General features: G+C 76.9%; 22 protein-coding genes. 6 read left to right on the top strand and 16 right to left on the bottom strand.

Annotation, left to right across the window (positions count from 1 at the left end; genetic code table 11):
• The first annotated feature begins 153 nt into the window (after positions 1-153).
• Complete coding sequence (locus ACI8AK_RS01830; RefSeq protein ID WP_456954927.1) at positions 154-4,281, top strand: FtsK/SpoIIIE domain-containing protein; 4,128 nt, start codon at positions 154-156, stop codon at positions 4,279-4,281.
• An 8-nt stretch (positions 4,282-4,289) separates the two neighbouring features.
• Here ACI8AK_RS01830 and ACI8AK_RS01825 read toward each other — a convergent pair whose 3' ends face one another.
• The 4 genes from ACI8AK_RS01825 to ACI8AK_RS01810 all read right to left on the bottom strand — a co-directional run bounded on the left by ACI8AK_RS01825 (position 4,290) and on the right by ACI8AK_RS01810 (position 8,563).
• Complete coding sequence (locus tag ACI8AK_RS01825) at positions 4,290-4,802, bottom strand: DUF6912 family protein (RefSeq protein ID WP_387991558.1); 513 nt, start codon at positions 4,800-4,802, stop codon at positions 4,290-4,292.
• A 68-nt stretch (positions 4,803-4,870) separates the two neighbouring features.
• On the bottom strand, positions 4,871-6,253 hold the full coding sequence (locus tag ACI8AK_RS01820) for a WS/DGAT/MGAT family O-acyltransferase (RefSeq protein ID WP_456954926.1): 1,383 nt from the start codon (positions 6,251-6,253) through the stop codon (positions 4,871-4,873).
• Between the two features lie 91 nt (positions 6,254-6,344).
• The gene (locus ACI8AK_RS01815; protein ID WP_456954925.1) at positions 6,345-7,640 is read right to left on the bottom strand and encodes an AAA family ATPase; all 1,296 of its coding nucleotides are present in this window, start codon (positions 7,638-7,640) and stop codon (positions 6,345-6,347) included.
• A complete protein-coding gene (locus tag ACI8AK_RS01810; RefSeq protein WP_387991549.1) occupies positions 7,640-8,563 on the bottom strand; it encodes an SAF domain-containing protein in 924 nt (307 codons plus the stop codon). Before ACI8AK_RS01810 ends, ACI8AK_RS01815 begins: the two co-directional genes overlap by 1 nt.
• 213 nt (positions 8,564-8,776) lie before the next feature.
• Between ACI8AK_RS01810 and ACI8AK_RS01805 the strand changes: the two genes are divergently transcribed.
• On the top strand, positions 8,777-9,073 hold the full coding sequence (locus tag ACI8AK_RS01805) for a helix-turn-helix domain-containing protein (protein ID WP_387991546.1): 297 nt from the start codon (positions 8,777-8,779) through the stop codon (positions 9,071-9,073).
• Positions 9,074-9,075: 2 nt separating this feature from the next.
• Here the strand turns inward: ACI8AK_RS01805 and ACI8AK_RS01800 are convergent, their stop codons facing one another.
• Positions 9,076-9,645 (bottom strand): hypothetical protein, encoded by a 570-nt coding sequence (locus tag ACI8AK_RS01800; RefSeq protein ID WP_456954924.1) that lies wholly within the window; start codon positions 9,643-9,645, stop codon positions 9,076-9,078.
• Positions 9,646-9,730: 85 nt separating this feature from the next.
• Between ACI8AK_RS01800 and ACI8AK_RS01795 the strand changes: the two genes are divergently transcribed.
• A complete protein-coding gene (locus ACI8AK_RS01795) occupies positions 9,731-10,459 on the top strand; it encodes a LysM peptidoglycan-binding domain-containing protein (protein ID WP_456954923.1) in 729 nt (242 codons plus the stop codon).
• 79 nt (positions 10,460-10,538) lie between these two features.
• The gene (locus ACI8AK_RS01790) at positions 10,539-11,087 is read left to right on the top strand and encodes an Rv3235 family protein (protein WP_456954922.1); all 549 of its coding nucleotides are present in this window, start codon (positions 10,539-10,541) and stop codon (positions 11,085-11,087) included.
• Positions 11,088-11,090: 3 nt separating this feature from the next.
• Here ACI8AK_RS01790 and ACI8AK_RS01785 read toward each other — a convergent pair whose 3' ends face one another.
• Positions 11,091-11,606 (bottom strand): GtrA family protein, encoded by a 516-nt coding sequence (locus tag ACI8AK_RS01785; protein WP_456954921.1) that lies wholly within the window; start codon positions 11,604-11,606, stop codon positions 11,091-11,093.
• A gap of 128 nt (positions 11,607-11,734) precedes the next feature.
• On the bottom strand, positions 11,735-14,830 hold the full coding sequence (gene secA, locus ACI8AK_RS01780) for a preprotein translocase subunit SecA (protein ID WP_456903287.1): 3,096 nt from the start codon (positions 14,828-14,830) through the stop codon (positions 11,735-11,737).
• Positions 14,831-14,889: 59 nt separating this feature from the next.
• On the opposite strand from secA, the gene ACI8AK_RS01775 reads away from it, so the two are divergent.
• Together ACI8AK_RS01775 and ACI8AK_RS01770 are read left to right on the top strand one after the other, a co-directional pair.
• A complete protein-coding gene (locus ACI8AK_RS01775; protein ID WP_387991528.1) occupies positions 14,890-15,282 on the top strand; it encodes a TIGR03618 family F420-dependent PPOX class oxidoreductase in 393 nt (130 codons plus the stop codon).
• Between the two features lie 142 nt (positions 15,283-15,424).
• The gene (locus tag ACI8AK_RS01770) at positions 15,425-15,973 is read left to right on the top strand and encodes a GNAT family N-acetyltransferase (RefSeq protein ID WP_456903288.1); all 549 of its coding nucleotides are present in this window, start codon (positions 15,425-15,427) and stop codon (positions 15,971-15,973) included.
• A gap of 116 nt (positions 15,974-16,089) precedes the next feature.
• Here ACI8AK_RS01770 and hpf read toward each other — a convergent pair whose 3' ends face one another.
• The 9 genes from hpf to ACI8AK_RS01725 all read right to left on the bottom strand — a co-directional run bounded on the left by hpf (position 16,090) and on the right by ACI8AK_RS01725 (position 26,914).
• Entirely contained in the window at positions 16,090-16,776 is a 687-nt protein-coding gene (gene hpf, locus ACI8AK_RS01765) for a ribosome hibernation-promoting factor, HPF/YfiA family (protein WP_387991522.1), read from the bottom strand.
• Positions 16,777-16,843: 67 nt separating this feature from the next.
• Positions 16,844-17,599 (bottom strand): ComF family protein, encoded by a 756-nt coding sequence (locus ACI8AK_RS01760; RefSeq protein WP_456954920.1) that lies wholly within the window; start codon positions 17,597-17,599, stop codon positions 16,844-16,846.
• A gap of 175 nt (positions 17,600-17,774) precedes the next feature.
• Positions 17,775-19,487: an LpqB family beta-propeller domain-containing protein gene (locus ACI8AK_RS01755; RefSeq protein WP_387991516.1), complete on the bottom strand. Its 1,713-nt coding sequence runs from the start codon at positions 19,485-19,487 to the stop codon at positions 17,775-17,777.
• Complete coding sequence (mtrB, locus tag ACI8AK_RS01750; RefSeq protein WP_456903290.1) at positions 19,484-21,220, bottom strand: MtrAB system histidine kinase MtrB; 1,737 nt, start codon at positions 21,218-21,220, stop codon at positions 19,484-19,486. Before mtrB ends, ACI8AK_RS01755 begins: the two co-directional genes overlap by 4 nt.
• 4 nt (positions 21,221-21,224) lie before the next feature.
• Positions 21,225-21,932, bottom strand: coding sequence for an MtrAB system response regulator MtrA (mtrA, locus tag ACI8AK_RS01745; RefSeq protein ID WP_387991509.1), 708 nt, complete (start codon positions 21,930-21,932; stop codon positions 21,225-21,227).
• A gap of 196 nt (positions 21,933-22,128) precedes the next feature.
• Positions 22,129-23,616, bottom strand: coding sequence for an adenosylhomocysteinase (ahcY, locus tag ACI8AK_RS01740; protein ID WP_456954919.1), 1,488 nt, complete (start codon positions 23,614-23,616; stop codon positions 22,129-22,131).
• Positions 23,617-23,739: 123 nt separating this feature from the next.
• Complete coding sequence (locus ACI8AK_RS01735; RefSeq protein WP_387991503.1) at positions 23,740-24,609, bottom strand: GmrSD restriction endonuclease domain-containing protein; 870 nt, start codon at positions 24,607-24,609, stop codon at positions 23,740-23,742.
• A 94-nt stretch (positions 24,610-24,703) separates the two neighbouring features.
• On the bottom strand, positions 24,704-25,870 hold the full coding sequence (gene manA, locus ACI8AK_RS01730; RefSeq protein WP_456903291.1) for a mannose-6-phosphate isomerase, class I: 1,167 nt from the start codon (positions 25,868-25,870) through the stop codon (positions 24,704-24,706).
• A gap of 87 nt (positions 25,871-25,957) precedes the next feature.
• Positions 25,958-26,914 (bottom strand): DUF808 domain-containing protein, encoded by a 957-nt coding sequence (locus tag ACI8AK_RS01725; protein ID WP_456903292.1) that lies wholly within the window; start codon positions 26,912-26,914, stop codon positions 25,958-25,960.
• Positions 26,915-26,995 lie beyond the last annotated feature (81 nt).

Below are 26,995 nucleotides of genomic sequence, written 5' to 3'. Positions count from 1 at the left end.
GCTCCTCCTGTCCGTCCCGGGTCCCTCCCGGGTGGCTGCGGACGCTAGGCCGCACCCGTCCCGGAGGCGCCGACGCCGTCCACAGCCCCGGCCCCGTCCACAACCCCGGCCGGCGGGCACCGCGGCCGGCCCGCGGCCGGGAGCGTCGCGCCCGTGTCCGCTCCCCTCCCCGCCGGCGCCGAGGCCCGCTGCTGGACGGTGGTCGGCCCCGACGGCGCCGTCGACGTCGAGGTCCGCGCCTCCGACGACGCCCGGCTCGACACCGTGCTGGTCCCGCTGGCCGCCGCCCTCGGCACCGCGGCGGCGGGGCTGTGGTCCGGCAGCACCCGGCTGCCCGGGGAGCTCCTCCTCAGCGACGACCGCCTGGTCCACGGCGCGGTCCTGGGCCTGGGCCGCCCGGTCCCCCCGTCCGGCGAGCCGGCCGCCAGCCCGCTGGAGCTGCACGTGGTCGGCGGGCCCGCCGCGGGCACCGCCGTCCCGCTGGCCACCGGCCGGCACGTGCTCGGCCGCGGCGCCGGCGCCACGCTGTCCCTCCCCGATCCCGGGGTCTCCCGCCGGCACGTCGCGCTGGACGTCGGCGCCGGCGGCATCACCGTGACCGACCTCGGCTCGACCAACGGCAGCCGGCTCGACGACGCCGACCTCGACGGCGCGGCGCACCCGTGGCGCCCCGGGGCGGTGCTGCGGCTGGGCGCGAGCTCGGTGACCGTCACCGGACCACGGGACGGGCGCGCGGCGCTGCGGCCCGAGCCGGGCGGCCGCCGGCTCGTCCGCCCGGGCGTCCCGCCGCCCGCGCACCGCCCGGAGGTGGAGGTGGCGTGGCCGGACCCGCCCGCTGCCGCACCGCGGCGCCGGTTGGGCTGGGTGGCCGTCGTGCTGCCGGCGGTCGCCGGGGTCGCGCTCGCGCTGGTGCTGTCGGCACCGACCTTCCTGTTCTTCGCGCTGCTCGGCCCGCTGGTGGCGGTGGGCAGCTGGGCGTCGGACCGGTGGAGCGGGTCGCGCACCGGCCGGCGGGCGGCCGCGGCGCACGCCGGGGAGGTGCGGGAGACCCGCGCCCGGCTGGCCGAGGCGGTCCGGGCCGACGTCCGGGCGGCGTGGGCGGCCGCTCCCGACCTGGCGGCGCTGACCGCCGCGGCGCGCCGGCGGACCACCCTGCTGTGGTCCCGCCGCCCCGGGGACGCGGCGGCGCTGACCGTGCGGGTGGGGACCGGCGCGGGCCCCACGCGGGTGGTCCGCGTCGAGGCGGGCCGGCGGCTGCCCGAGGCGGCGGCCGACCTGCCGGTGACCGTCGACCTGCGCCGGACCGGGGGCCTGGCCGTGACCGGCCCGCGGGAGCCGGCGCTGGGGGTGGTGCGGGGGCTGCTGGCGCAGCTGGTCGCCCTGTCCGCACCCGGCGACGTCGACGTCGCGGTCCTCGCCTCCGCCGGGCGTGCGGCCGACTGGTCCTGGGCGCGGTGGCTGCCGCACCTGCCGGCGGGCGCGGTCTCGGTCCACCTCCCGGGGCCCGGAGCCGACCCGGCGCTGCCCTCGTGGCTGACCGGCCTGGCCGACGGGTGCGGGGACGCCGAGGGGACGCCGGTCCTCGTCGTCGACCGGCCGGTCGACCCGGCGCTCGCGGAGCTCCTGCGCCGGTGCCGCGAGCGGGGCGCGGTGCTGCTGGCACTCGCCCGCCGCGGCGAGGACCTCGGCGGCTGCGTCCCGGCCGTCCTCGAGGTCGGGGGCGAGACCGGCGACACCGGGCGGCTCGGCCTCGGCGACGGTGCCCTTTCCGCCGAGGTCGTCGTCGACCGCCTGCCCCTCGCCGCCGCGGCACGGCTCGCCCGCGCCCTGGCTCCCCTGGCGCCCGCCCGGCAGGGCGCGGGGCTGCCGCGCACCGTGCGCCTGCTCGACCTGCTCGCGGACGGCCGGGACCTGCCCGCCGGGGAGGTGCCGGTCGCGTGGTCGGCCACGCGGTCGTCGCTCACCGCCCGGCTGGGCGTGACCGCGGACGGCGCAGCCGAGGTCGACCTGGTGCGGGACGGGCCGCACGCCCTGGTGGCGGGGACGACCGGATCGGGGAAGTCCGAGCTGCTGCAAACGCTGGTCGCCGGGCTCGCGCTGGCGCACCCGCCCGACCGGTGCTCGTTCCTGCTGGTCGACTACAAGGGCGGCGCCGCCTTCGCCGAGGCCGTCGCGCTGCCGCACACCGTCGGCCTGGTGACCGACCTGGACGGCGCGGCCACCGCCCGGGCGTTGCGGTCGCTGACCGCGGAGCTCTCCCGCCGCGAGGCGCTGCTGGCCGCGGCGCGGGTCCCCGACCTCGCGGCGCTCCCGCCGGAGGTGGAGCTGGCGCGGCTGGTGATCGTCGTCGACGAGTTCGCGGGCCTGGCCGAGGAGCTGCCGGAGTTCGTCGCCGGCCTGGTCGGCATCGCCCAGCGGGGCCGCTCCCTCGGCGTGCACCTGGTGCTCGCGACCCAGCGCCCCGGCGGCGTGGTGTCCCCCGAGATCCGGGCCAACTGCTCGCTGCGGCTGTGCCTGCGCACCACCGACGAGGCCGACTCGCGCGACGTGCTCGGCAGCGGGGTCGCCGCGACGGTGCCGGCCGACCGTCCCGGCCGCGGGTACCTGCGCACCGGCAGCGGCCGCCCGGTCCCGTTCCAGGCGGCACGGGTGTCGCTCGGCCCCGCGGCGGCTGCCGGCCCGACGGTGACCCGCTGGTCCTGGCCGGCACCCCCGGCGGGGACCGCGCCCGGGAGGCCCGCCGGCCCGACCGACCTCGCCCGGGTCACCGCAGCGACCACCGGCCACGCCGCGGCGTCGGGCGCGCGGCGGCCGCACCGGCCCTGGCAGCCGGCGCTCCCGGAGGAGCTGAGGACGACCGACCTCCCCGTCGCGGGCGGCCCTCCGACGCGGCTGGTGGTGGGGCTCGTCGACCGCCCCGACCGGCAGGCGCGGGAGCCGCTGCTGCTCGACCTCGACCGCGGCGGCGGCTGGCTGGCCGTGGGCGGTCCACGCAGCGGCCGCACCACCCTGCTCCGCACGGTGCTCGCCGAGGCCGTGGAGCGGCTGTCCCCCGGCCGCCTGCACGTGCACGTCCTCGACCACGCCGGTGGCGCGCTGGCCGCCGAGGCCGCCGGCCTGCCGCACAGCGGGACGGTGGTCGGCGGCGGCGACGCGCTGCGCACCGTCCGGCTGGTGTCCCGGCTGGCCGCGGAGGTCGCCGGGCGGCGGGCCGGAGGAGGTGCGGACTCCCCGGCGGTCCTGCTCCTGGTCGACGGGGTGGACGCACTGCTGGCGCAGCTGGACGAGGCGGTCCCGGGGCAGGGCGCGGCCGAGTTCCTCCGGCTGGTCCGCGACGGCGGCGCCGCCGCGCTGACCTGCGTCCTGACCGCCGACCGCGCCGTGCCCGGGGGCCGGCTGGCCGCGGCCGCGGGGACCCGCCTGGTCCTCCCCCTGCCCGACCGCGCCGACTACGCCGTGGCCGGCGTGCCGGTCCGCGCGGTCCCCGGCGCGCGCCCGCCGGGCCGGGCGCTGCTGGGCGAGGAGGCGCTCGAGTGCCAGCTCGCGCTGCCCCGGCCGCTGTGCCGCACCGCGCCGGCCGCCCCACCGGGCGCCGGGCCGCTGGTCGTCCCCGAGCTGCCGCCGGACCCGCCGCCGGTGCAGCCGCCTCCCGGGGAGGGCACCGACCTGCTCCGCCGCGTGCCGCTGGGTCCCGGCGGCGACGAGGGCGAGCTGCTCACCGTCGACCTGCTGCGCACCGGCGGGCTGCTCGTCGTCGGCCCGCCCGGCAGCGGCCGCACCAGCACCCTGGCGGCGCTGGGAACGACGCTGACGGCGGTCGGCGTCCCCGTCGTGCGGGTGGCCCGGGGCGGCCGGTCCGCGCCGGACGGGCTGCCGGTGCTCCCCGCCGACGACGTCGCGGGCTGGCGGGCGTGGTGCGCGGGCCTGGGCGGGCGCCCGGGCGCGGTGCTGCTGGACGACGCCGGGACGCTCGCCGACTCACCCGTGGGCACCGCCCTCACCGGCGGCGACCGCACCGACGGCGACCGCACCGACGGCGAGGTGCTCGTGCTCGCCGCCGGGACGGCCGGGGAGCTCTCCCCCGCCTTCCGCGGCCCGGTCGCCGAGCTGCGCCGCGGCCGCAGCGGCCTGCTGCTGTGCCCGGGCCCCGGCGACGCGGACCTGCTGGGCACCCGCCTGCCCCGGACGCCGGTGCCGGTCCGGCCGGGGTCGGGCTGGCTGGTCACCGCCGGGACCCCGCAGCGGGTCCAGGTCGCCCGCGCGCGGCGGGCGGGCCGGTGACCGGCCGGTCAGAGCAGGTCGAGCGCCGGGCCGATCTCCTGCGTGGCGTACCAGGCCAGCTCGTGCCCCTCGGCCTGGTCGACGACGAACTGCGCCTCCTCGCTGCCGAGGTCGGCCTCGAGCACCACGGCGACCGCGGCGCGCACGTCCTCCTCGGCCTCGGCGCCGTCGACGTGCGCGCTGGCCACGTCGGCGAGCGCGACGTCGGCGGTGACCCGCACGGCGCCGGGGTCGGTGTCCGGGTCGTCGATCTCGGTGACCGCGCCGTCGGGGACGTCGGCGGCGAGCACCACGCGGCGGCGGGCGGCCGTGGGGTCGACGTCGACCAGCCGCAGGCTGGCCCGGGCGGCGGCGAGCAGCGCCGCGTACTCCAGCTCCTCGACGTCGGCCGCGGCGTCGCTGAGCGCGTAGTGGTCGCGCAGCCGCGGGGTGACCGCGAAGCCGGTGTGCGGCCCGCTCAGCCGGCCCTCGTCCACGAGCGTGCGGAGGACGCTCGTGGTCGCCGGCAGGTAGATCCGCACCCGGCCGCTCCTCTCCTGTCGGGGAAGGCGACCGTATCCCGCACCCCCGGCGCGGGTCCGCCGCCGGGTCAGCGCACGGAGTCGGCGAGCGCCCCGACCTCCTGCTCGACGAGGTCGGCCAGCACGTCCACGTCCCCGACGCCGTCCCGGTCGGCGTTGAGCCCGACGTAGACGTGCCCGTCGTAGCTGGTCATGCCGACCGCCAGGCCCTGCCCGCCGACGAGCGGGACCACGGGGAACACCTCGAGCATCCGGCTGCCGGCGGCGTACAGCGGCACCTGCGGGCCCGGGACGTTGGTGACGACGAGGTTGAACATCCGCCGCGACAGCCCCCGGGCCGCGCGCGCACCGAGCGCGTGCAGCGTCGGCGGGGCGAAACCGGTCAGCGCGACGAGCGTGTCGGCGCGGACCGAGCGGCCCGAGCCGGTCACCCCGCGCATCGCGTAGCTGAGGCGGGCCAGCCGCACCCACGGGTTGGGCTCCCCGACCGGCAGGTCGACCAGGTAGGCCGCCACGCTGCTGCCCGGCGCGTCCTGCTCCTCGCCCTGCACCGACACCGGCACCAGCGCGCGGACGGCGGTCGAGCCGAGCACCGGCTCGCCGCGGGACAGCAGCCAGTCGCGCAGGGCGCCGCTGAGCACGGTCAGCAGGACGTCGTTGATCGTGCCGCCGTGCGCCTTGCGGATTACCTTGAGGTCCTCGAGGTCGGCGCGCGCGACGGCGACCCGCCGCTGGTTGCCCAGCGTGCGGGCGAGCGGGCCGTGCGGTGCCGGGACGACCGCCGAGCGGGCCGCCCGCACCAGCCCTCCGGCCACGCCCCGCACCCGCGCCGCGGTGGAGCGCAGGTCACCGACCGCCGACCGTGCGGTCTCGAGCACCGCCGTCGGGCGCTGCACGTAGTCCCCGAGCGCGTCGCGGACCAGCTCGACCGGGCCGGGCACCCGCCGCGGCGCCCAGTCGTCGGCCGACGGGACCGGCGCGTCCGGCGAGGGGTCGAGCAGGACCTGCGCGATGTCCACGGCGCCCAGGCCGTCGACCAGCGCGGGGTGGGTCTTGGTGACCACCGCGACCCGGCCGCCGGACAGGCCCTCGACCAGGTAGACCTCCCACAGCGGCCGGCCGCGGTCCAGCGGGCGCGAGGTCACCCGGGAGACCAGGTCGAGCAGCTGCGCCTCGGTGCCCGGGCGCGGCACCGCCGACCGCCGGACGTGGTAGGCGACGTCGAAGTCGGGGTCGTCGGCCCACACCGGGTTGGCCAGGTGGCCCGGCACCGGCACGATCCGCTGCCGGTAGCGCGGCACCAGCGGCAGCCGCGCCTCGACCAGCTCGGCGAGGGTGTCGAGACCGCCCTCGACCGGCTCCAGGACCAGGACTCCGGCGACGTGGATCGGCACCCCGTCGTCCTCCAGGTAGAGGAACGACGCGTCCAGGGTGCTCAGCCGCTCGGCCATCGTCCTCCTCCGGATCGGGAGCCCACCGTACGTCGCGGGCGGAGGCCGGCACACCTGCAGGACGGGGAGGCGCCGGGCCGGGACGGCGGCGTCACCCGGCCCTCCGGCGGAGGCGGCCGCGCCGGCCCGCGGAGGGCTCGGGCACCCGTGCGAGCCCGGCGGCGAGCGACCGCAGGGCGGCGCGCAGCGGGGAGCCGGGGGCCACCTCGGCGAGCGTCCGGCCGGAGGCGAGGGCGGCGTCGGTGGCGCGGCGGTCGGCCGGCAGGAACGCGCGGACCCCGCGGCCGGAGAAGCGCTCGAGGGCGCCCGCGATCTCCTCGCGCGGGTCCCCGGGGACCGGCCCGCGGCGCACCTGGTTGACCACGACCGCCGGCTCCACCTCCGGCAGCAGGTCGCGCAGCTGGCCGAGGGCGCGGACGGTGCGCTGCAGCGCCACCGGGTCGGCGCCGCTGACGCAGAGGACGTCGTCGGCGGACTCGAGCACGGTCACCGTGGCGCCGTTGCGCCGGGGCGCGGCGGTGTCGAAGGACAGCTCCTCGTCCTCCTCGAGGTTGAACGCGCAGTCCACGACGACGAGGTCGGCCGCCCGCCGCGCCTCCGTGAGCACCGCGGCGACCGCGGCGGGCCGCAGCTCGGGCCAGCGGTCGGCGCGCGCCAGCCCGGTCAGCACGGCCAGGTGCGGGCGGACCGACCAGGCCAGCCGGGTGAGCGCGGCGCCGTCGAGCGTGCCGGCCGCCGCCTGCCGCGCCGCCCCGGCCAGCCCCGGCGACTCGTCGAGCAGCCCGAGCACCTGGGCGACCACGCCGCCGTAGACGTCGGCGTCGACCAGCAGCGTGGGGACGCCGAGGCGGGCGGTCTCGTCGGCGACACCGACCGCGACGGTGGTCCGGCCGGGCGCGCCGGTCGGGCCCCACACCGCCACGACCCGGCCGCGCGGGGGCCGCTGCTCCTCCGGCTCCGGCCCGGACAGCGCCGGGGCGGGCAGCGCCGCGCGCGGGTCGGCGACGTCGCGCCCGGCCGCCGGCCCGCCCGCGACGGCGTCCCGCAGCGCGCGCACGACGTCCTCGGCCGGGGCGTCGGCCGGCAGCACCGTCCCCACGCCGAGGGCGCGCAGCCGGTCGCCGGCGCGCTCGTCCCCGGGATCGGCCAGCCCGACGACGGCCACCCCCGCGGCGGCCAGCCGGGCGACCGCGTCGCCGTCGAGCCGGTGCAGGTCGGCCGACAGCAGGGCGGCCTGGGCGGTGCCGGTGGCCGCGGTGGCCAGCAGGTCCGAGGCGTCGACGCAGCGCCGCACGACGGTGACGCCGTGGTCGGCGCGGTCGAGCGCACCGACCAGCGCCGCCTCCCACGGCGCGCCGGTGACCGCGGTGACGACCTGCAGCGCCATCAGGCGGCGGGCGCGGCGGGGGCACCGGCCGCGGGGTCGACGGCCACCGGCGGGGCCACGGGCGCCACCGGCGCGGGCGCGGGCTGCACCGGCGGGACGGGCACGGGAGCCGGACTCGGGCCCGGCGTCGGGGTCGCAGGCGGCGACGAGGAGGTCGGCACCGACGACGAGGTGGCGGCCGACGACGAGGTGGCGGCCGACGACGAGGTGGCGGCCGGGGACCGGGGGACCGCGGGCGCACGGGTGTCGTCGACGGACCCGTGCACCACGACCACCAGCGGCCGGCCGCCGATCGCGGCCAGCACGTCGGGCGCCTCGTCGGCGGCCACGCCGACCACCACCTGCACGGTCGTGGTCGTCGTCGAGAGGACGCCCTCCGCCCGGCCGCTGACCGCCTGCACCGGTGCCGAGCCGACCACGAGCACGACGCCCTCCCCCGTCGCGGTGCCCGCCGGGTCGGTGACGCCGTAGACGTCGACGACCGAGCCGCGGACCAGGCCCGGCGGCACGTAGCCGGCCTGCACCGGCAGCGCGACCTGCACGAGGTCCTCCGGCTCCTCCAGCACGGTCCGGGGCAGCAGCTCGCCGGTCCGGACCGCCCGGGCGAGGGTCCGGCCCGCGGGGTCGGTGCCGGTGGACAGGTAGGCGCCGGCGGCGTCGCCGAGCCGGACGTCGACGGCGGCCAGGTCCTCGGGGCCGAGCACGGTGCCGGCGGCGAGGTCGGCGGTCACCGACCACACGGGCACGGTGGCGTCGGCGGCGGTGAGCACGCGGGCTCCCAGCAGCACCGAGCCCAGGACGAGCAGCACGCCGAGCACCAGGCGCAGGTCCAGCCAGCGGGGCGGGCGCACGCGGCGCGGCACCGGCCCGGCCGGCGTCTCCGCGGCGGGGCCCGCCGGCACCGTGCGCGTCGCAGCGCTCACCGGGCGCTCCTCCCTCCGCTGGCCGGGCATCCCCCGGCGGCCCGCCGACCGGCGGGCGTCCGTCCCGACCGGCACGGCGAGGCTCGGTCGGACGCAGATGATGCGGTACGGATGCGGATGCGTGCACCGGTTGTCCACACGTTCGGGTGTGGACGGGAAGCGTGCGGGTGAGTGCGTTCCTGACAGACTGGCGGGGACCGGACGGAGAGCCCCATGCCCACACCGCGCTTCCTGACCCTCGACGACGTCGCCGAGACGCTCAACGTCTCGTGGTCGCAGGCCTACGCCCTCGTGCGGCGGCGGGAGCTGATCGCCATCCAGATCGGCGGCCGCGGCCAGTGGCGGGTCGAGGTCGACGAGCTGGAGCGCTTCATCCAGCAGAAGTACGCCGAGGCCCGCGCCGGCGCGGTGCCCCCCGCCGACGAGGTCGCGGCCGACGGCGCGGAGGCCACCGGGGACGAGGTCCCGGCCGGCGAGGCGCCCGCCCGGGGACGGCGCCGCACCCGCTGAGGTCAGGCGGCGCCGGGTGCGAGCGTCCGCACCACGGCGACCGCCGAGAGCACCACCGCCCGCACGCCGCGCACCGCGCCGGCCCGGCGGAAGTCGTCGGCCGCGTGCTCGGCGAGCTCCACGAAGTCGGCCCCCACCCGGTCCACCGTCCCGGTCAGCACCCCGCCGTCGTCGAGGACGACGGCCACGGTGCTGCGGTCGCGCGCCAGCCCGCGCAGCGCCCGGCGCAGGTCCATCGCGGCCCGGACGGCCGACGGCGGCGCGGCGGCGGCCGTGGTCCGCACCAGCCCGGACACCGCGACGACGGCCGGCAGTGCCACCAGCACCTCGCGCCCGGAACCGTCGTCGAGCAGCGCCCAGTCCGGCCCCAGCCCGGTGAGCAGGCCGGCCACCTCCCCGGCGCCGCGGCAGCGCAGCGACACGTGTCCGCCCACGGCCCCGCCGAGCCGGTCCGCCAGCCGCAGCGCCCCGACCTCCGCGCGGGACCGGGACGGGAGCTCGGCCCGTTCCTCGGCCACCGCGGCCGCCTCGAACTCCGCCTGCAGGTCGGCGAACAGCTGCTGCCAGCGCACGTCGCCGAGCCTAGATCCACAAGGACTCTTGCGTTTGATCGCATTTGCTTGCTTCAGTACGCCGACGTCAACGCAAGGAGGGCTCGTGTCGGCACGTCGACTCGTCATCACGACGGCGGTCATGGCCGCGTTGGCCGCCGGGCTGCGTGCGCTCACCCCGGACCTCGCCGCTCTCCTGCGCAGCGGCGGCGACCTGCAGGCCCTCGTCGACACCGCCGGCCCCGAGGCGTTGCTGCTCGACGCGGTCGCGGCCGCCGCCTGGGCCGTCTGGGCCTGGGGCGCGCTGGGGCTGGTGCTCACCGCGCTGTCGGCGCTGCCCGGCCTGGCCGGAGCCGCCGCCGGCGTCCTCCTGCGGCGGGTGGTCCCGGCGTCCGGCCGGCGGGCCGCCGCGCTCGCCCTCGGCGTCGGCCTGGTCACGGCGCCGGTGCTGACCGGGTGCGCGACCGCGGAGCCCGTCGTCGTCGCGACCACCGGCGCGCCGGCCCCGCTGGCCGTCCCCGACTGGCCGGCGCCCATCCCCGACTGGCCGGCGCCCGTCCCCGCCCCCGCGGCGCCCGTCCCCGCCCCCGCGGCGCCCGTCCCCGCCCCCGCGGTGCCCGACTGGCCGATGCCTGCCCCCGGCGAGCACGTCGTGCTGCGCGGCGAGTGCCTGTGGACCATCGCCGCCGCCGACCTGCGCGCCCGCACCGGCGTCGAGCCCCCCGACTCCGCGACCGCCGCCGCCGTCGGCCGCTGGTGGGCGGCGAACGCGGCCGTCATCGGCCCCGATCCCGACCTGCTGCTGCCCGGTCAGGTGCTGCGCCCGCCGCCGTGAGGGCCGCACCCCGCCGAACCCGTCCGGCCGCTCCCCCGGCCCCCGTCGCCCCCACCCCGACCCGACCCCGGGAGCCCCCGTGACCGCGTCCACCCAGCCCGTCCCGCCGACCGCCGCGCCGCTGCGGACCCTGCGGCTGAGCCTCGTCCCGCCGCTGCACCCGCCGCTGACCGGACCGGCCGTCGCCCTGGTCGACCCCACCACGCCGCCGCCCCGTCCGCCGCACCGGCCCGGTCCGCGGCCGGCGCCGGAGGGACCCCGCCGCCGCAGGCCGGACCTCTTCGGCCCGGCCTGGTCGGTACGGGTCGACCTCCCCGACCCCCGCGCCACCGGGCGGCTGCTGTTCACGACCGTGCTCGAGGCGCTGGCCGGCCGCCGGCCGCTGGCCCAGGTGCAGCGGCTCGCCTCCCCCGGCGTGCACGCCGCGCTCGTCGCGGGACGGCGACCGGTCTGGTGCGCCGCCGGCACCGCGCCGCTGCTGCTCGGCCCGGTGCACGTGTGCGAGCCGGTCGACGGCGTGGCGGAGGTCAGCGCGGTGGCGCGGCGGGCCGGCCGCGCGCACGCGGTGGCCGCCCGGCTGGAGGGCATCGACGGCCGCTGGCGGTGCACCGCCCTGTCGATCGGCTGACGGTCAGGTCCGCACCCGCGTCGGGTGGGCCGCCGCGCCCGGACGGACCACGAGGACCCAGCGGAGACCGACGAACCGGGCGAGGCCCACCACGCCGCTGACCGCGATGACCGCGAGCGCCGACGCCAGCGGACCGGCGGAGACCGTCCAGGCGTCGAGCGCGGCCAGCGTGAGGCTGGAGGTCGCCAGCCCGGCCACGGCGATCCCCCCTCCGGCCCACTGCGCCGTCGCCCAGCCGACCCGGTCGCCGGCGCGGAAGGTCAGCCGGCGGTGCAGCTCGTTGGCCACGGCCGTCGAGGCGACCACCGCGACGAGGTTGGCCGGCTGGTCCCCGAGCCCGGACAACGCCAGGAACAGACAGGCGTAGACGACGTTCGCCGAGCCGCCGACCAGCACGAACCGGACGAACTGCGCCGGCACGCGGTCACTGCGGAGCCGGTCGAGCAGCGTCGGCGCCGGGGCCGCGGGGGTCCGCGTCCCCACCCGGTCGGGTGGAGGGGCGAGGACGGTCCCGGGCATGCGGCCAGGCTCCTCGCTCCCCGGCTCCGGCACATCAGGGAAGACCCTCATCCCGCACCTGATCCCGGGACGACGGCGCCCCGCCGACCACGGAGGTCGGCGGGGCGCCGGGGTGTGCGCGGGAGCGGTCAGCGACCGGCAGCCCCGTGGCAGACCTTGTACTTCTTGCCCGAGCCGCAGGGGCACGGCGCGTTGCGGGCCGGCTCCTTGGTCCCGGTGACCGTGGCGGTCTTGGCCGCCTTGGCCGGGCCGCTCTCCTTCGGCGAGGCGTCGAGCGAGGGCGCCGAGTAGCTCAGGTCCTCCTGCCGGCGCGGCTCGTCGAGGCCCTTGACCGCCAGCTGCGGCCCGGTGCCCGACGGCGCCGGGGCCTCCGCCTCGGGCGTCGCCGGGGCCGCGGGCCGGGTGCCGCTCTTGCGGGCGGTGGGCCGCCCGGCCGGGGCGCCGGTCGAGCGGCGGGCCGCCGGCCCGCCGGACGGCTTGGCCATCGACACGGGCGCGGCCCCGTCGTCGGCGGCGGAGGCAGCGGCCGGAGCGGGGGCAGGAGCAGGAGCAGGAGCGGGCGCAGCGGCGCCGTCGGCGGCCGGGGCGGGCGCGGCAGCCGCGCGGGCCGCGGCCTCCTGTGCCGCCCGCTGCCGGGCGAGCACGCGGGCGGTGCCCTCCTGCGCGGCGGCCAGCGCCTTGGCCTCGGCCTCGGCCTGCTGGGCCCGGGCCTCGGCCTCCTGCTGCTCCCTGGTCTTGACCTCCAGGTTGAACAGGAAGCCGACCGACTCCTCCTTGATGCCGTCGAGCATCGCGGTGAACATGTCGTAGCCCTCGCGCTGGTACTCCACGACCGGGTCGCGGTTGGCCATCGCGCGCAGGTGGATGCCGGCCCGCAGGTAGTCCATCTCGTAGAGGTGCTCGCGCCACTTGCGGTCGAGCACGGAGAGCAGCACCCGCCGCTCGAGCTCGCGCATGACCTCCGAGCCCAGCGCCGCCTCGCGCTCCGCGTAGGCGCGGTGCACGTCCTCGAGCAGCTCGGTGCGCAGCACGTCGGCGGTCAGGGCCGCCTGCTCGCCGTCGGCCACCCGGTCGATCAGCTCCTGGCGGTCCAGGCCCACCGGGTAGAGCGACTTGAGGCCGGTCCACAGCTGCTCGAGGTCCCAGTCCTCGGCGTAGCCGGTCTCGGTGGCGCCGTCGACGTAGGCGCGGACGACGTCGTCGAGCATGTGCTGCACCTGCTCGTGCAGGTCCTCCCCGTCGAGCACCTTGCGGCGCTCGTCGTAGATGACCGTGCGCTGCCGGTTGAGCACCTCGTCGTACTTGAGGACGTCCTTGCGGACCTCGAAGTTCTGCTGCTCGACCTGCGTCTGCGCCGAGCGGATGGCCCGGGAGACCATCTTCGACTCGATCGGCTGGTCCTCGGGGACCCGCAGCGTGGTCATCATCGACTCGAGCATCGGGCCGTTGAACCGGCGCATGAGGTCGTCGCCGAGGGAGAGGTAGAACCGCGACTCCCCCGGGTCGCCCTGCCGGCCCGACCGGCCGCGCAGCTGGTTGTCGATGCGGCGGCTCTCGTGCCGCTCGGTGCCCAGCACGTAGAGACCGCCGGCCTCGGCGACCTCCTCGTGCTCGGCCTTGACCTGGTCCTTGGCCGCGGAGAGCGCCTCGTCCCAGGCGGCCTCGTACTCCTCCGGGGTCTCCGACGGCGACAGGCCGCGGGCGCGCAGCTCCTCGTCGGCGATGAACTCGGGGTTGCCGCCGAGCTGGATGTCGGTGCCACGGCCGGCCATGTTGGTGGCCACGGTGACCGCGCCGAGCCGCCCGGCCTGGGCGACGATCGCCGCCTCCCGCGCGTGGTTCTTCGCGTTGAGGACCTCGTGCGGGATGCCGCGGCGCAGCAGCAGCTTGGACAGGACCTCGGACTTCTCGACGCTCGCGGTGCCGACGAGGACCGGCTGACCCTTCTCGTGCCGGTCGGCGATGTCGTCGATGACCGCCTCGAACTTGGCCTTCTCGGTCTTGTAGACGACGTCGGAGCGGTCCTCACGGACCATCGGCCGGTTGGTCGGGATCGGGACGACGCCCAGCTTGTAGGTCTGGGAGAGCTCGGCCGCCTCGGTCTGGGCGGTGCCGGTCATCCCGGAGAGCTTGTCGTAGAGCCGGAAGTAGTTCTGCAGCGTGATCGTGGCGAGGGTCTGGTTCTCGTCCTTGATCTGCACCTTCTCCTTGGCCTCGATGGCCTGGTGCATGCCCTCGTTGTAGCGGCGGCCGGCCAGCACGCGGCCGGTGAACTCGTCGACGATGAGCACCTCGCCGTTGCTGACGATGTACTGCTGGTCGCGGTGGAAGAGCTCCTTGGCCTTCAGCGCGTTGTTGAGGTAGCCGATCAGCGGGGTGTTGACCGCCTCGTAGAGGTTGTCGATGCCGAGCTGGTCCTCGACGAACTCGACGCCCTCCTCGGTGACGGCGACCGTGCGCTTGGCCTCCTCCACCTCGTAGTGCTCGTCCCGCTTCATCAGCGGCACGATGCGCGCGAACTCCACGTACCACTTGCCGGCGGACTCGGCCGGGCCGCTGATGATCAGCGGCGTGCGGGCCTCGTCGATGAGGATCGAGTCGACCTCGTCGACGATCGCGTAGTGGTGGCCGCGCTGCACGAGGTCGGCCTTGGACCAGGCCATGTTGTCGCGCAGGTAGTCGAAGCCGAACTCGTTGTTCGTGCCGTAGGTGATGTCGCAGGCGTACTGCTCGCGGCGGTGCGCGGGCTTCTCGCCGGACAGGATCGTGCCCACCGACAGGCCGAGGAAGCGGTGCACCCGGCCCATCCACTCGGCGTCGCGCTTGGCCAGGTAGTCGTTGACCGTGACCACGTGCACGCCCTCGCCGGTCAGGGCGTTGAGGTAGGCCGGCAGCACGCCGGTCAGGGTCTTGCCCTCACCGGTGCGCATCTCGGCGATGTTGCCCAGGTGCAGCGCGGCGCCGCCCATCAGCTGGACGCGGAAGTGCCGCTGGCCCAGCGTGCGGGTGGCCGCCTCCCGGACGACGGCGAACGCCTCCGGGAGCAGCTGGTCGAGGGTCTCGCCGTCCTCGTACCGCTGCTTGAACTCGTCGGTCTTCGCCCGGAGCTCCGCGTCGGTGAGGTCGGCGACGTCGCCCTCCAGGGACTCGATCGCGTCGGCGATCCGGTCCAGTCGTCGGAGGATCTTGCCCTCACCGGCTCGCAGGATTCTCGAGAACACCACGACACCAGCGTAGGCGGCCCGGCCAGCACCCCGGGGACGCCGCACGTACCCTCCGCCGGGTGGCCACCGACCCCGCCGCCCTCGGGCCCGGCGCGCTCGCCTTCCTGACCGAGCGCCACCTGGCCACGCTGACCACGCTGCGCGCCGACGGGAGCCCGCACGTGGTCCCCGTCGGCGTCACCTACGACCCGGACACCCGCACCGCGCGCGTCATCACCTCCGGCGGCTCGGCCAAGGCCCGGCACGTCCGCGCCGGGCAGACGCGGGTCGCCGTCTGCCAGGTCGACGGGCGCCGGTGGCTGACCCTCGAGGGGACGGCGGTCGTGCGCGACGACGCGGCCGCGGTAGCCGACGCCGAGGCCCGCTACGCGCGGCGGTACCGGCAGCCGCGGGAGAACCCGGCGCGGGTCGTCGTCGAGATCTCGGTCGACCGGGTGCTCGGCAACGCCTGAGGAAGGACCCCGTCCTCCCCACCCCTCGCAGGCCCGGCAGACGGACCCCTGCCCCCCACCGCTCGCACGCTCGCGGCGGACCCCTGCAGGGGGCCGGGGACGGGGCCGAGACAGACCACCGGACATGCACGACCCTGATCCCGTGGAGCTCACCGGCATCGACCTGACCACCGAGGTGGTCCGCACCGCCCGGCTGGTCCTCCGGCCGTTCACCCCCGACGACGCCGGCGCGGTGCACCGCGCCACCCAGGACCCGGAGACGCAGCGCTGGATCAGCGCCGCGCCGGTGCCCTACACGCTCGCCGACGCCCGCGCGTTCGTGGACACGGTGGTGCGCCAGCGCGCCGAGGGCACCGGACTGCCGGTGGTGATCGAGGCCGACGGCGAGTTCGTCGGCACGGCGGGTCTGGTGTTCGGCGGGCGGCACCTCGGCCCGGAGATCGGTTACTCGGTGGCGCCGTGGGCGCGGCGGCGCGGCTACGCCACCGAGGTCACCGACGGCCTGGCCGGCTGGGCCTTCGCCCACGGGGCGCCCCGGGTGCACCTGGTGGTCGACGTGGACAACCCCGCCTCGCAGGCGGTGGCGCTGCGGGCCCGGTTCACCCGCGAGGGCGTCGTCCGCTCGGCCCTGCCGCGGCGCGACGGCACCCGCGCCGACGCCGTGCTGTTCGGCCGGCTGGCCGCCGACTGAGGACCGGCCCTCCCCGACGGGCACCGCGGCCGCGGGGCGGACCGGCCGGGCGCGGCTCCCGGGGCCCGGACACGGCGGAGGGGCCGCGCCGGCACGGCACGGCCCCTCCGGGACGGTCAGCGCGGGACGGCGGCGGGCTCGGCCGGTGCCGCGACGTGGGAGGACCCGGTGCCCAGCGGCGGCTCCACCAGCCGGATCAGGCCGTAGTCGAACGCGTGCCGCCGGTAGACGACGGTCGGCTGGCCGGTGTCGGCGCACTGGAAGAGGAAGAAGTCGTGGCCCACGAGCTCCATCTCGTGCAGGGCCTGGTCGACGGTCATGGGCACGGCCGGGTGGTGCTTCTCCCGCACGATCCGGCCGGGCAGGTGCTCGTCGAGGTCGGTGACGAGGGGCTCCCCGGCGAACTGCTGCTCGACGTCGGGGATGCCGAGCGCCGGGGTCTCCAGCGGCGCGGCGGTGGGACCGGCGACCCGCACGCTGGGCGGGGTGCGCCGGCCGTGGTGCACGCGGCGGCGGTCGTTCGCCCGCCGCAGCCGGTTGTCGAGCTTGCCGCAGCACAGGTCGAGGGCGGCGTAGAAGTCCGGCGCCGCGGCCTCGGCGCGGACCACGGGTCCCTTGCCGCGCAGGGTGATCTCCACGCGCTGGCAGTTGGAGGACTGGCGGGGGTTCTTCTCGTGGAACAACTCGACGTCGATGCGCGAGAGCTTGCCGTCGAACCGTTCGAGCTGACCGACCTTGTCCTCCACGTGCTGCCGATAGTGCTCGGGCACCTCGACGTTGCGACCACGGACCACGATCTCCATCAGACCTCCCGGTCATCGGGTGTGATCGATGCAACGCTAGTCGCTGTCACGTGGGCCGGACAGTCGATCAGCGGGACTCCCGCGACGCCCTCGGGGAGCCGTCCGGGAAGCACCCAGGTGGCGCCGCGCGGACCGGCCGGGGGCCGGGACGGGGCGTCGCGGCGACGACGGCGGCCAGCACCGGCGTGTCACCGTCCGGGCGTGTCGCGGCCAGCGCGGCGGCCGCCTCGGTGAGCGTCGCGCCGCTGGTGACGACGTCGTCGACGACCACGAGCACCGCCCCGGCCGGGAGCCGGACCGGGCGGACGGCGAAGGTGCCGGCGAGGTTGGCCCGCCGCTGCGCCACCGACAGCCCCGCGGAGTCCCGCACCCGCCCGGTCCGGGTCAGCAGCCGGACGCACCCGGCGGGCACCCCCGCGGCGCGCAGGTCGCCGGCGGCGGCCGCGGCCAGCTCCCGGACGCAGTCGCGGCCGCGCGCCCGCAGCGCCGCCCGGGTCGGCGGGAGCGGGACCAGCAGCACCGGCCGGCCGGGCAGCAGCACCGCGTGCACGCCGACGGCCAGGGCCAGCGCCGCCCCGAGCGGGCCGGCGAGCTCCGCGCGGCCGTGCTCCTTGAACGCGGCGACCGCGGGGCGGACCGGCCCGGCGTAGGCGCCGGCGGCCACGGTGGGCGGCATGCCCGGCGGGAGCCGGCGCGGCGTCGCCTCGCGCGGTGCGCCGAGCAGGGCCGCGCACCGCCGGCACAGCGCCGGGCCGGGCACGCCGCAGCCCGCGCAGGTGCGCGGGAGCACGAGGTCGGCGAGCGCCGCGCCGAGACCTCCCACCACCCCAGCCTGCGGCTCCTGGCTCCCCGGCACCCGGGTCCGACCACATCTGTGGAGAGCGGCCCCTCTGCGGGCAGAAGGACCTCGTCCTCCTCCCCGCTCGCGAGCTCGCGGCGAGCCTCTGCACGAGGTCTGGCGCGAGCCTGCGAGTGGCGGGGGCAGAGGGGTCCTCCCGCTACACCGGGTAGAAGGGCTCGGTGCCCGGTACCGGCTGCTGGCCCCGCAGCAGCGTCACCCAGGTGCCGCCGACCAGCAGCCACATCGTCCCGCCGGCGCTGACCAGCGGCAGCTGGCCCGGCGCCGTCGCCAGCGCCGTCGGCGCGCTCGGCAGGCCGGCGGTGGGCACCGTCGCCAGCCCCCACCCGTCGACGCCGACGACGTAGGGCACCACGCCCTCCTCGCCGTCGGCGAGCACCATCAGGCTGCCGGCGGTGCGCCAGCCGACGTCGACCACGGCGGTCAGCGACGGCGCCACCTCGCGCAGGTCGCGCAGCGCCACCTGGCCCTCGTCGGAGCGCACGACCGTGCCGACCAGCAGCACGGCGTCGTCCCCGCGGGTGACCACCGCGGCGGCGCGGACGCCGTCGGGCGAGAGCTGCAGCGCCGTCGCCCGGCCCTGCCCGGGCAGGGTCGGGGCGTTCACCGGCTGCGGCTGCCCGGAGGCCGGCACCCGGACGACGGTGCTCTCGTCGCGGACCACCCAGAACTCCGGCCGGGTGGCCGCGACCGTCGGCACCGACAGCCGGCCGGCGCCGGTGATCACCGGGGCCAGGGGCTGGCCGTAGGGGCCCGCCAGCAGCGACGCGGTGCCCCCGCTCACCGAGACGCCGGCCATCGCGGTCAGGGCGCTGGTGCGCGGGTCCGCGGACACCGCCGCGCCGGTCAGCCCGTAGGCGCCCTCGCCGGCCGGCCCGGGTGCGGGCTGCCCGTCGACGGTCATCAGCCGGCCGGCGTCGAGGTAGTGGCCGTCGGCGTCGGCGGGCACCGAGTCCGGGCTGTAGGAGGCCCAGTCGTCGGTGCGCTGGACGGTGGGGACGCCGTCGATGGCGACCGGCTCGCCGTTGCTGGTCACCTCCACCGAGTTCGTGCCCTCGAGCTGGTCCAGCGTCCACACGAGCTGGGCGGCGAGCTGGGCGAGCTGGTTGGGCGCGAGGTCGTCGAGGCCGGCGAGGTCGACGGTGACCGTCGCCCCCGAGACGGTCACCGCGCGGGTCAGGGTCACGCCGCCCAGCGCGTTGGTGACGCCGGCGGCCAGGGCCGGCGAGGGGCCCTCGACCAGCCGCTGCACCAGCGTCGTCGGCTGGGCGTCCCCGGAGACGAGGTACCGCGGGTCGGGCACCACGCGGGTGCCGGTCGGGTCGACGAAGTAGACGGCGAGGTCGTCGTAGAGGCGCTCGAAGTCGGGGACGAGCATGACCAGGCCGTCCGGCGGGTTGGTGATCCGCCACTCGCCGCCCACCTCGGCCAGCGTGAACTCGCGGGTGAAGACCGTGTCGTTCGGGGCCGAGAAGACGCCGCGCGGGTCGACGGTGCCGACCAGGTCGCCGGTCATGACCACGGCGCCCGAGCCGGTGGTCACCGTCGCGTAGTCCGGGCCCACGAGGGTGATGCCGGACTCGTCGGACCAGGTCGCGGCCGCCTCGGGGGTCAGGTGCTCGACGGCGACGGGGTGGCCGTTGACGGTGCTGGCGGCGGCGTCGATGAAGCCGCGGACGATCTCCTCCGGCGGCGCCCCGGCGCGCGGGCCGAGCGGCTCGATGCCGACGTCGCCGGTGGGCCGGGCCTGGGCCTCGGTGATCGCCTGCGGCGCGGATCCGGTGGGCACGGTCGAGCACGCGGCGAGCAGCCCCACCAGCAGGGCGGCCAGCGCGGCCGGCAGCCGCCTCACCGCCGCTCCCCCGGCCGGCGGACGATCGTCGGCCGCAGCGGCAGCGGCGAGCTGGTGAGGTCGGTGCCGGCCACCAGCGGGACGGTGAGCCGGAACTGCGCGCCCAGGCCCGGCTGGCCCCAGACCTGCAGCCAGCCGCCGTGCAGCCGGGCGTCCTCGAGGCTGATCGACAGGCCCAGCCCGCTGCCGCCGACGGTGCGGACCCGCGACGGGTCGGCCCGCCAGAACCGGTCGAAGACGTGCGCCGCCTCGGCCGAGGACAGCCCGACGCCGTGGTCGCGGACGGTGACCGCCGCCGCCGTCCGGTTGGCCGCGAGCGTCACCTCGATCGGCTGCCCGCTGCCGTGCTCGACGGCGTTGCCGACCAGGTTGCGCAGGATCCGCTCGACCCGCCGCGCGTCGACCTCGGCGATGACCGGGTCGGCCGGGCCGGTGACCCGCAGCTCGCAGCCGTGCCGCTCGGCCAGTGCGGTCATCCCGTCGGCCACCCGGCCCACCAGCGCGCCGAGGTCGGTGGGCGCCCAGTCGAGGACGGCGGCGCCGGCGTCGTAGCGGCTGATCTCCAGCAGGTCCGACAGCAGCCGCTCGAAGCGGTCGAGCTCCTCGTGCAGCAGCTCGGCCGACCGCGCCACGTGCGGCGGGAAGTCCCCGCGCGACTCGTGCAGCACGTCGGCGGCCATCTGCACCGTCGTCAGGGGGGTGCGCAGCTCGTGGCTGACGTCGGAGGTGAACCGCTGCTGCAGCTGGGACAGCGCCTCCAGCTGGGTGATCTGCTGCTGCAGGCTGTCGGCCATGGCGTTGAAGCTGGTGGCCAGCCGGGCCAGGTCGTCCTCGCCGCGGACGGTCATCCGCTCCTCGAGCTGGCCCTCGGCCAGCCGCTGCGCGGTGCCGGCGGCGCGGCGCACGGGGTCGACGACCAGCCGGGTCACCAGCACGCCGATCCCGGCCACGAACAGGGTGAGCGCGATGCCGCTGATCGCCACGGTGCTGCGGATCAGCGACAGCGTCTCCTGCTCCTGGTCGAGCGGGAACGCGTAGTACAGCTCGATCGCCTCGGAGGAGGAGACGTCGCCGGGGACGGGCACCCCCACCAGCAGCGTGGGCTGCGGCTCGCCGGTGTCGTCGGGGACGAGCGCGTACTGCGTGTACTGGCCGCCGCCCTGCACGCCCGCCCGGAGGTCGTCGGGCAGCGCGGGGTAGACGCCGGGCCGGCTGATCGCGGGCGGCCGCTCGGCGTTGCCGGTGCGGTAGACCATGACGACGTCGAAGTCACCGGCCGAGCCGCCGCGGGTGAGCAGCCCGTTCACGGTGCGGCCCAGGGTGGCGCGGACGCTGGCGGCGTCACCGGCGGCGATGCCCACCACCTCCGACCGGGCGTAGACGACGCCGGCCTGGGCCTGGTCGATCGCGGCCTGCTCCTTGACCGACAGCAGCTGGGTCCGGATCTGGCTGAACAGCACGAGGCTGACGATCACCACGACCGTGCCGGCCACGACCATCGTGATCGCGCCGATGCGCACGTGCAGCGACCGCCGCCAGGTGGTGACCGCCCGCCCGGCCAGCCGGCGGGCGCGGATCCGCGCCCGGACCGCCCGCCGGCGGAGACCGCGGCGCAGCGCGGGCAGGTCGGCCGGCCGCCGCCGGGACGCGCGGGCCGGGGCCGGGCGCGCCGGCGCCGGGGCGGTGTCGCGGTCGTCCGCCGGTGCCGCCGGCGCCCGCTCGGTGGTGCTCACGGGATCACGGGGGGCCGGCCTTGTAGCCGACGCCGCGGACGGTCAGGACGATCTCCGGCTTCTCCGGGTCGCGCTCGATCTTGGCCCGCAGCCGCTGCACGTGGACGTTGACCAGCCGGGTGTCGGCGGCGTGCCGGTAGCCCCACACCTGCTCGAGGAGCAGCTCGCGGGTGAACACCTGGCGCGGCTTGCGGGCCAGGGCGACCAGCAGGTCGAACTCCAGGGGCGTCAGCGGGATCGGCGAGCCGTCCCGGGTGACCTGGTGCGCCGGGACGTCGATGTGCACGTCGCCGATGGACAGCGTCTCGGCCTGGCCGGTCTCGCCGCGGCGCAACTGGGCGCGCACCCGGGCGACCAGCTCGACGGGCTTGAACGGCTTGGTGACGTAGTCGTCGGCGCCGGCCTCGAGCCCCTGGACGACGTCGATGGTGTCGCCCTTGGCGGTGAGCATGACGATCGGGACGGTCGACTGGCTGCGGATGTCCTGGGCGATCTGCAGGCCGTTGCGGCCGGGCAGCATGAGGTCGAGCAGGACGATGTCGGGCCGGGTCTGCTGGAAGACCGACAGCGCCCGGTTGCCGTCGGAGACGAAGGCGGGGTCGTAGCCCTCGCGCCGCAGGACGATGCCGAGCATCTCGGCGAGGGCGGCGTCGTCGTCGACGACCAGGACGCGGCCGCGACTGGGCCCGTTGTTCGCTGCGGTCGGAGGCACGTGACCATTCTGCGACGTCACGACCGGATAACGGTGGCGCCGGACCGAATCACCGGTCCGGCGCCACCGTCCGTCCCATCCTCCCCGCCCGCAGGGCGAGTCCTCCCCTGCCCGCAGGGCGGGGTGAGGGGCTGGAACGGCCCCTCTGCAGGGCCCCCGCCGAGCCTGCGAGGCGGGGGGGCAGAGGGGTCCTTCGTCAGTAGCGGTAGTGCTCGCTCTTGTACGGGCCCTCGACCGGCACGCCGGTGTAGTCGGCCTGCACCTTGGTGAGCTCGGTGAGCTTCACGCCGAGCGCGTCGAGGTGCAGCCGGGCCACGTGCTCGTCGAGCTTCTTGGGCAGCACGGTGACGGTGGGGGTCCTGCCCTCGTAGGCGGCGCGGTTGCCCCACAGCTCGATCTGGGCGAGCACCTGGTTGGAGAACGAGGCGCTCATGACGAAGCTGGGGTGCCCGGTGGCGTTGCCCAGGTTCAGCAGCCGGCCCTCGGAGAGCACGATGATCGTGTGGCCGTCGGCGAAGCGCCACTCGTCGACCTGCGGCTTGATCTGGGTCCGCTGGATGCCCGGGGTGCGGGCGAGGCCGGCCATGTCGATCTCGTTGTCGAAGTGGCCGATGTTGCCGATGATCGCCTGGTGCTTGGTCCGCCCGAGCTGCTCGGCGGTGATGATGTCGCGGTTGCCGGTGGCGGTGATGACGATGTCGGCCTTGCCGATGACCTCGTCGAGCGTGGTCACCTCGTAGCCGTGCATCGCCGCCTGGAGGGCGTTGATCGGGTCGATCTCGGTGACGATGACCCGGGCGCCCTGGCCGCGCAGCGACTCCGCGCAGCCCTTGCCGACGTCGCCGTAGCCGCAGACCACGGCCACCTTGCCGCCGATCATGACGTCGGTGGCGCGGTTGATGCCGTCGATGAGCGAGTGCCGGCAGCCGTAGAGGTTGTCGAACTTGCTCTTGGTGACCGAGTCGTTGACGTTGATCGCCGGGAACAGCAGCCGGCCGTCGCGGGCGAGCTCGTACAGCCGCATGACGCCGGTGGTGGTCTCCTCGGTGACGCCCTGGATGCCCTGGCCGATGCGGGTCCAGTAGCCGGCGTCGGTGCCCAGGCTCTCGCGCAGCGCGGTGAGGATGACGCCGTACTCCTCGGAGTCGGCCTCGGTGGTGTCCGGGACGGCGCCGTCGGCCTCGAAGCGGGTGCCCAGGTGCACGAGCAGCGTGGCGTCGCCGCCGTCGTCGAGCAGCATGTTCGGGCCGACGACGGTGCCGTCCTCGTCGCGGAACTCGAACAGCCGCTGGGTGCACCACCAGTAGTCCTCGAGGGTCTCGCCCTTCCAGGCGAAGACCGGGACGCCGGCGGGCTGCTCGGCCGTGCCCTCGGGGCCGACGACGATGGCGGCGGCGGCGTGGTCCTGGGTGGAGAAGATGTTGCAGGAGACCCAGCGGACGTCGGCGCCGAGCGCGACGAGGGTCTCGATGAGGACGGCGGTCTGCACGGTCATGTGCAGCGAGCCGGCGATGCGGGCGCCGGCCAGGGGCTGCTCGTCGCCGTACTCGGCGCGCAGCGCCATCAGTCCGGGCATCTCGTGCTCGGCGAGCTGGATCTCCTTGCGGCCGAACGGCGCCAGGGAGAGGTCGGCGACCTTGAAGTCGCCGTCGGTCAGGACGCGGGTGCCGGTAGAGGCGGTCATGTCGCTCCAGGGTCGAGGCCCCCACCGGCGGCGGGGACTCGGGGTCACTGAGGTGAGCGAGCATGCCGAGGCTTCGGCGGGGCTCGTGCCGTCGTCCAGCCTAACGCAGCGGGCCCGGCGGGCTCAGCCCTCGCAGCCGACGCCGTCGCCGTCGCCGTCCAGGGACGGGTTCCAGCCGGGGTCGCCCTCACGGAGGGGTGCGGCGCCCGCGGCGCGCACCGCGGCGCAGTCGGGATAGGGCGTCGCCGGCGCCGGCGGCGCGCTCCCCGGCGCCTCCTGGCCCGGGAGCGGGCCGCGCCCGGGCAGCGGCTCGTCCGGGCAGGCGTCCAGCACGCCGGCGACGGCGTCCCGCTCGGCGCGGGTCATCCACAGCCCGTAGGTCACCTTCACGGCGACCTGCCGGGCCACGTACGCGCACCGGTAGGACCGGGCCGGCGGCAGCCAGGTGGCGGCGTCGGAGTCCCCCTTGGCCTGGTTGAGCGGGCCGTCGACGGCGAGCAGGTTGAGCGGGTCGTTGGCGAACTCGGTGCGACGGTCGGCGTCCCACTGCTGGGCGCCCTTCTGCCAGGCGTCGGACAGCGCCACGACGTGGTCGATCTGCACCGCCTCGCTGGTCCCCTCGCCGCGGCGGAACGCGATGGTGCGGCCGGAGTACGGGTCCACGAGGGTGCCGCTGACGACGACGCAGTCGCGGGTGCCCGGCTCGAAGCGCTCCCCGGTGAGGTCGCGGGCCAGGACGTCGTTGCGGGTGTCGCAGCCGTTCTGGTCGGTGTCGACCCAGCCGTCGCCGAACTCGTCGCGGGAGTACCCGGTCTGCGGCGCGCGGCCGCGGACCTCGACGGAGTCCAGCGCCTCCAGCGCGCTGCCGGCGGACGGGACGGCGGGCGGGTCGCCGAGCAGGGCGGCGCACCCGGACCCCAGCGCGGCCACCAGGCCCAGCGCCAGCGCCGCCCGCAGCGGGGCGGGGCGGGGCCGGGCCGGTCGGAGGTGCACGACCGACGCTACGTCCGCGGCCGCGTCCCCGGCAGCCGCGACACGCGCCGCGTCAGCGCGGGTTCGTCAGCGCGGGTTCGTCAGCGCAGGTTCGTCAGCGCAGGTTCGTGGTCGCCCGGTAGAGGACCGCGGGGCCGCGGGCGGTGACCGGGGCGCCGGCCGGCACGAACGCCGACCGGCCCCTGGTCAGCCGGACCTCGCCGTCCGTGGACTCCAGGACCGCCTCCCCCTCGGTGCACAGGAGGACCTGCGGGCCGCGGGTGGTCAGGGACCCGGCCAGCTCGTCGAGCTGGCAGCGGGTGAGGTCGAAGTCGTCGACCGGCACCGGGTAGCGCAGCCCGCCGGGGCCGAGCACCGGGTGCAGCACCGGGATCTTGCCGTCGGAGAAGTCGAGCACCTCGATGAGCGCCGCGAGGTCGACGTGCTTGTTCGTCAGCCCCCCGCGCAGCACGTTGTCCGAGCTGGCCATGACCTCGACGCCGGCCCCGGACAGGTAGGCGTGCAGGTTGCCCGCCGGCAGGAAGACCGCCTCACCGGGGGCGAGCTTGAGGTGGTTGCACATCAGCGAGATCACCACGCCGGGGTCGCCCGGGTACTTCTCGGCCAGGGTCGTGGCCCAGCGGTAGGTGTTGATGAACTCCGGGTCGTGCGCGGCGACGAACGCGGCCGCCCTGAGCGCGACGACCTCCACCAGGTGCGTGCGCCGCTTGCCCGACAGCGCGAGCAGCTGCGGGATGGCCGCCTGCAGCCCGCCGCGGGCCAGCGCCGCGATGGTCGGCTTGAGCTCGGGCAGCTGCAGCTTGGCCAGGCAGTGCAGCGACTCCTCGACCGGCCGGAAGCCGCACAGCGCCTCGAAGGTGGTCAGCGCGAGCAGCAGCTCCGGCTTGTGCCACGGGTCCTTGAAGGTGCGGGTCGGGTCGTCCTTCGGGACCCCGGCCGCCTCCTCCGCGGCGAAGCCGGCCCGCGCCTGCGCCATCGTCGGGTGGGCCTGCAGTGACAGCGGGCTGTCGGCGGCCAGCACCTTCATGAGGAACGGCAGCCGCGGGCCGAAGCGCTCGTGCACCGCGGGCCCGAGCAGGGCGTCGGGCCGCTCCTCGATCGCCTTGTCCAGCGGCGTGCCGTCCGACAGCGTGCTGGGCAGGTCGGGGTGCCCACCCATCCAGAGCTCCGCGTAGGGCTGCTCGGCCGGGACGGTCTCGCCCAGCAGTTCGGGGATGACGGTGCGGCTACCCCAGGGGTAGTGCCGGACCGCGCTGGTCATCTGCCACATCACCGGGCAGGTTAGTGCCGGGTGGCCCGCGTGTCCGGTCCTCCGCCCCCTTGTCCTCCCCTGGAGTGGTGCCCGGGCTCAGTGGGCGGCGGCCCCGTGCGCGGCCCGCTCCTTCCTCCGGTGGAACAGCAGGGTCACGACGGCGACGACCACCGCGCCGACGACGAGCCCGACCAGAGCGCTGGCGAACGTGTTGACCAGCCACCCCACGACGCCGCCCAGGGCACCGGTGGCCTCGTGTGCCGCCTCCTCCAGGTGGTGCACCGCGCCGTAGACGGCGTGCAGCCCGAGCTCGTCGCTGCCCACCAGCAGGATGTGCCCGCCGACCCACAGCATCGCGGCGGTCCCCACGACGGTGAGCCCGGTGAGCAGCTTCGGCATGCCCTTGACCAGCCCGCGGCCGAACCCGGCCACGCCCTTCCTGTCCGACCGCGACAGCCGCAGGCCGGCGTCGTCCATCTTCACGATGAGCGCGACGACGCCGTAGACCAGGACGGTGATCGCCACGCCGACGACGGCGAGGATGGCCAGCCGCGACCAGAAGCCCTCGCTCGCCACCTCGTTCAGCGAGATGACCATGATCTCGGCCGACAGGATGAGGTCGGTGCGGACGGCGCCGCGCACGAGGGTGTTCTCGTCCGGCGGCTGTCCCTCGGCGTCACCGTGCGCGGCGGAGTGGCCGCGCAGCCGGTGCCAGACCTTCTCGGTGCCCTCGTAGCAGAGGAAGGCGCCGCCGAGCATGAGGATCGGCGTGAGCAGCCACGGCAGGAACTCGCTGAGCAGCAGGATCGCGGGCAGGATGATCAGCAGCTTGTTGCGCAGCGACCCCGTCGCGATGCGCCTGACGATCGGGATCTCGCGCTCGGCGGCGATGCCCTGCACGTACTGCGGCGTCACCGCGGTGTCGTCGACGACGACACCGGCGGCCTTGACGCCGGCCTTGGCGGCGGCGGCCCCGACGTCGTCGATGGAGGCGGCCGCGGCGCGGGCCAGGAGTGCCACGTCGTCGAACAGGGCTACGAGTCCACCGGCCACGGGAGGTCCTTCCAGTCGGTCAGCAGTCGGGTGCGCTCACGGTCGATCGCGGTCCGGTACCCCGGACCGGCCGCCCGGACA

It is taken from the genome of Geodermatophilus sp. SYSU D00867 (assembly GCF_054050315.1).
This window is presented reverse-complemented; position numbering and strand designations above follow the sequence as displayed.

Coding starts and splice junctions, on each gene's coding strand:
- hpf (WP_387991522.1), bottom strand. CDS start 16,776: ATGGAGATCGTGGTCCGTGGTCGCAACGTCGAGGTGCCCGAGCACTAT.
- manA (WP_456903291.1), bottom strand. CDS start 25,870: ATGACCAGCGCGGTCCGGCACTACCCCTGGGGTAGCCGCACCGTCATC.
- ACI8AK_RS01820 (WP_456954926.1), bottom strand. CDS start 6,253: ATGGCCGAGCGGCTGAGCACCCTGGACGCGTCGTTCCTCTACCTGGAG.
- ahcY (WP_456954919.1), bottom strand. CDS start 23,616: ATGACCGCCTCTACCGGCACCCGCGTCCTGACCGACGGCGACTTCAAG.
- ACI8AK_RS01805 (WP_387991546.1), top strand. CDS start 8,777: ATGCCCACACCGCGCTTCCTGACCCTCGACGACGTCGCCGAGACGCTC.
- ACI8AK_RS01785 (WP_456954921.1), bottom strand. CDS start 11,606: ATGCCCGGGACCGTCCTCGCCCCTCCACCCGACCGGGTGGGGACGCGG.
- ACI8AK_RS01815 (WP_456954925.1), bottom strand. CDS start 7,640: ATGGCGCTGCAGGTCGTCACCGCGGTCACCGGCGCGCCGTGGGAGGCG.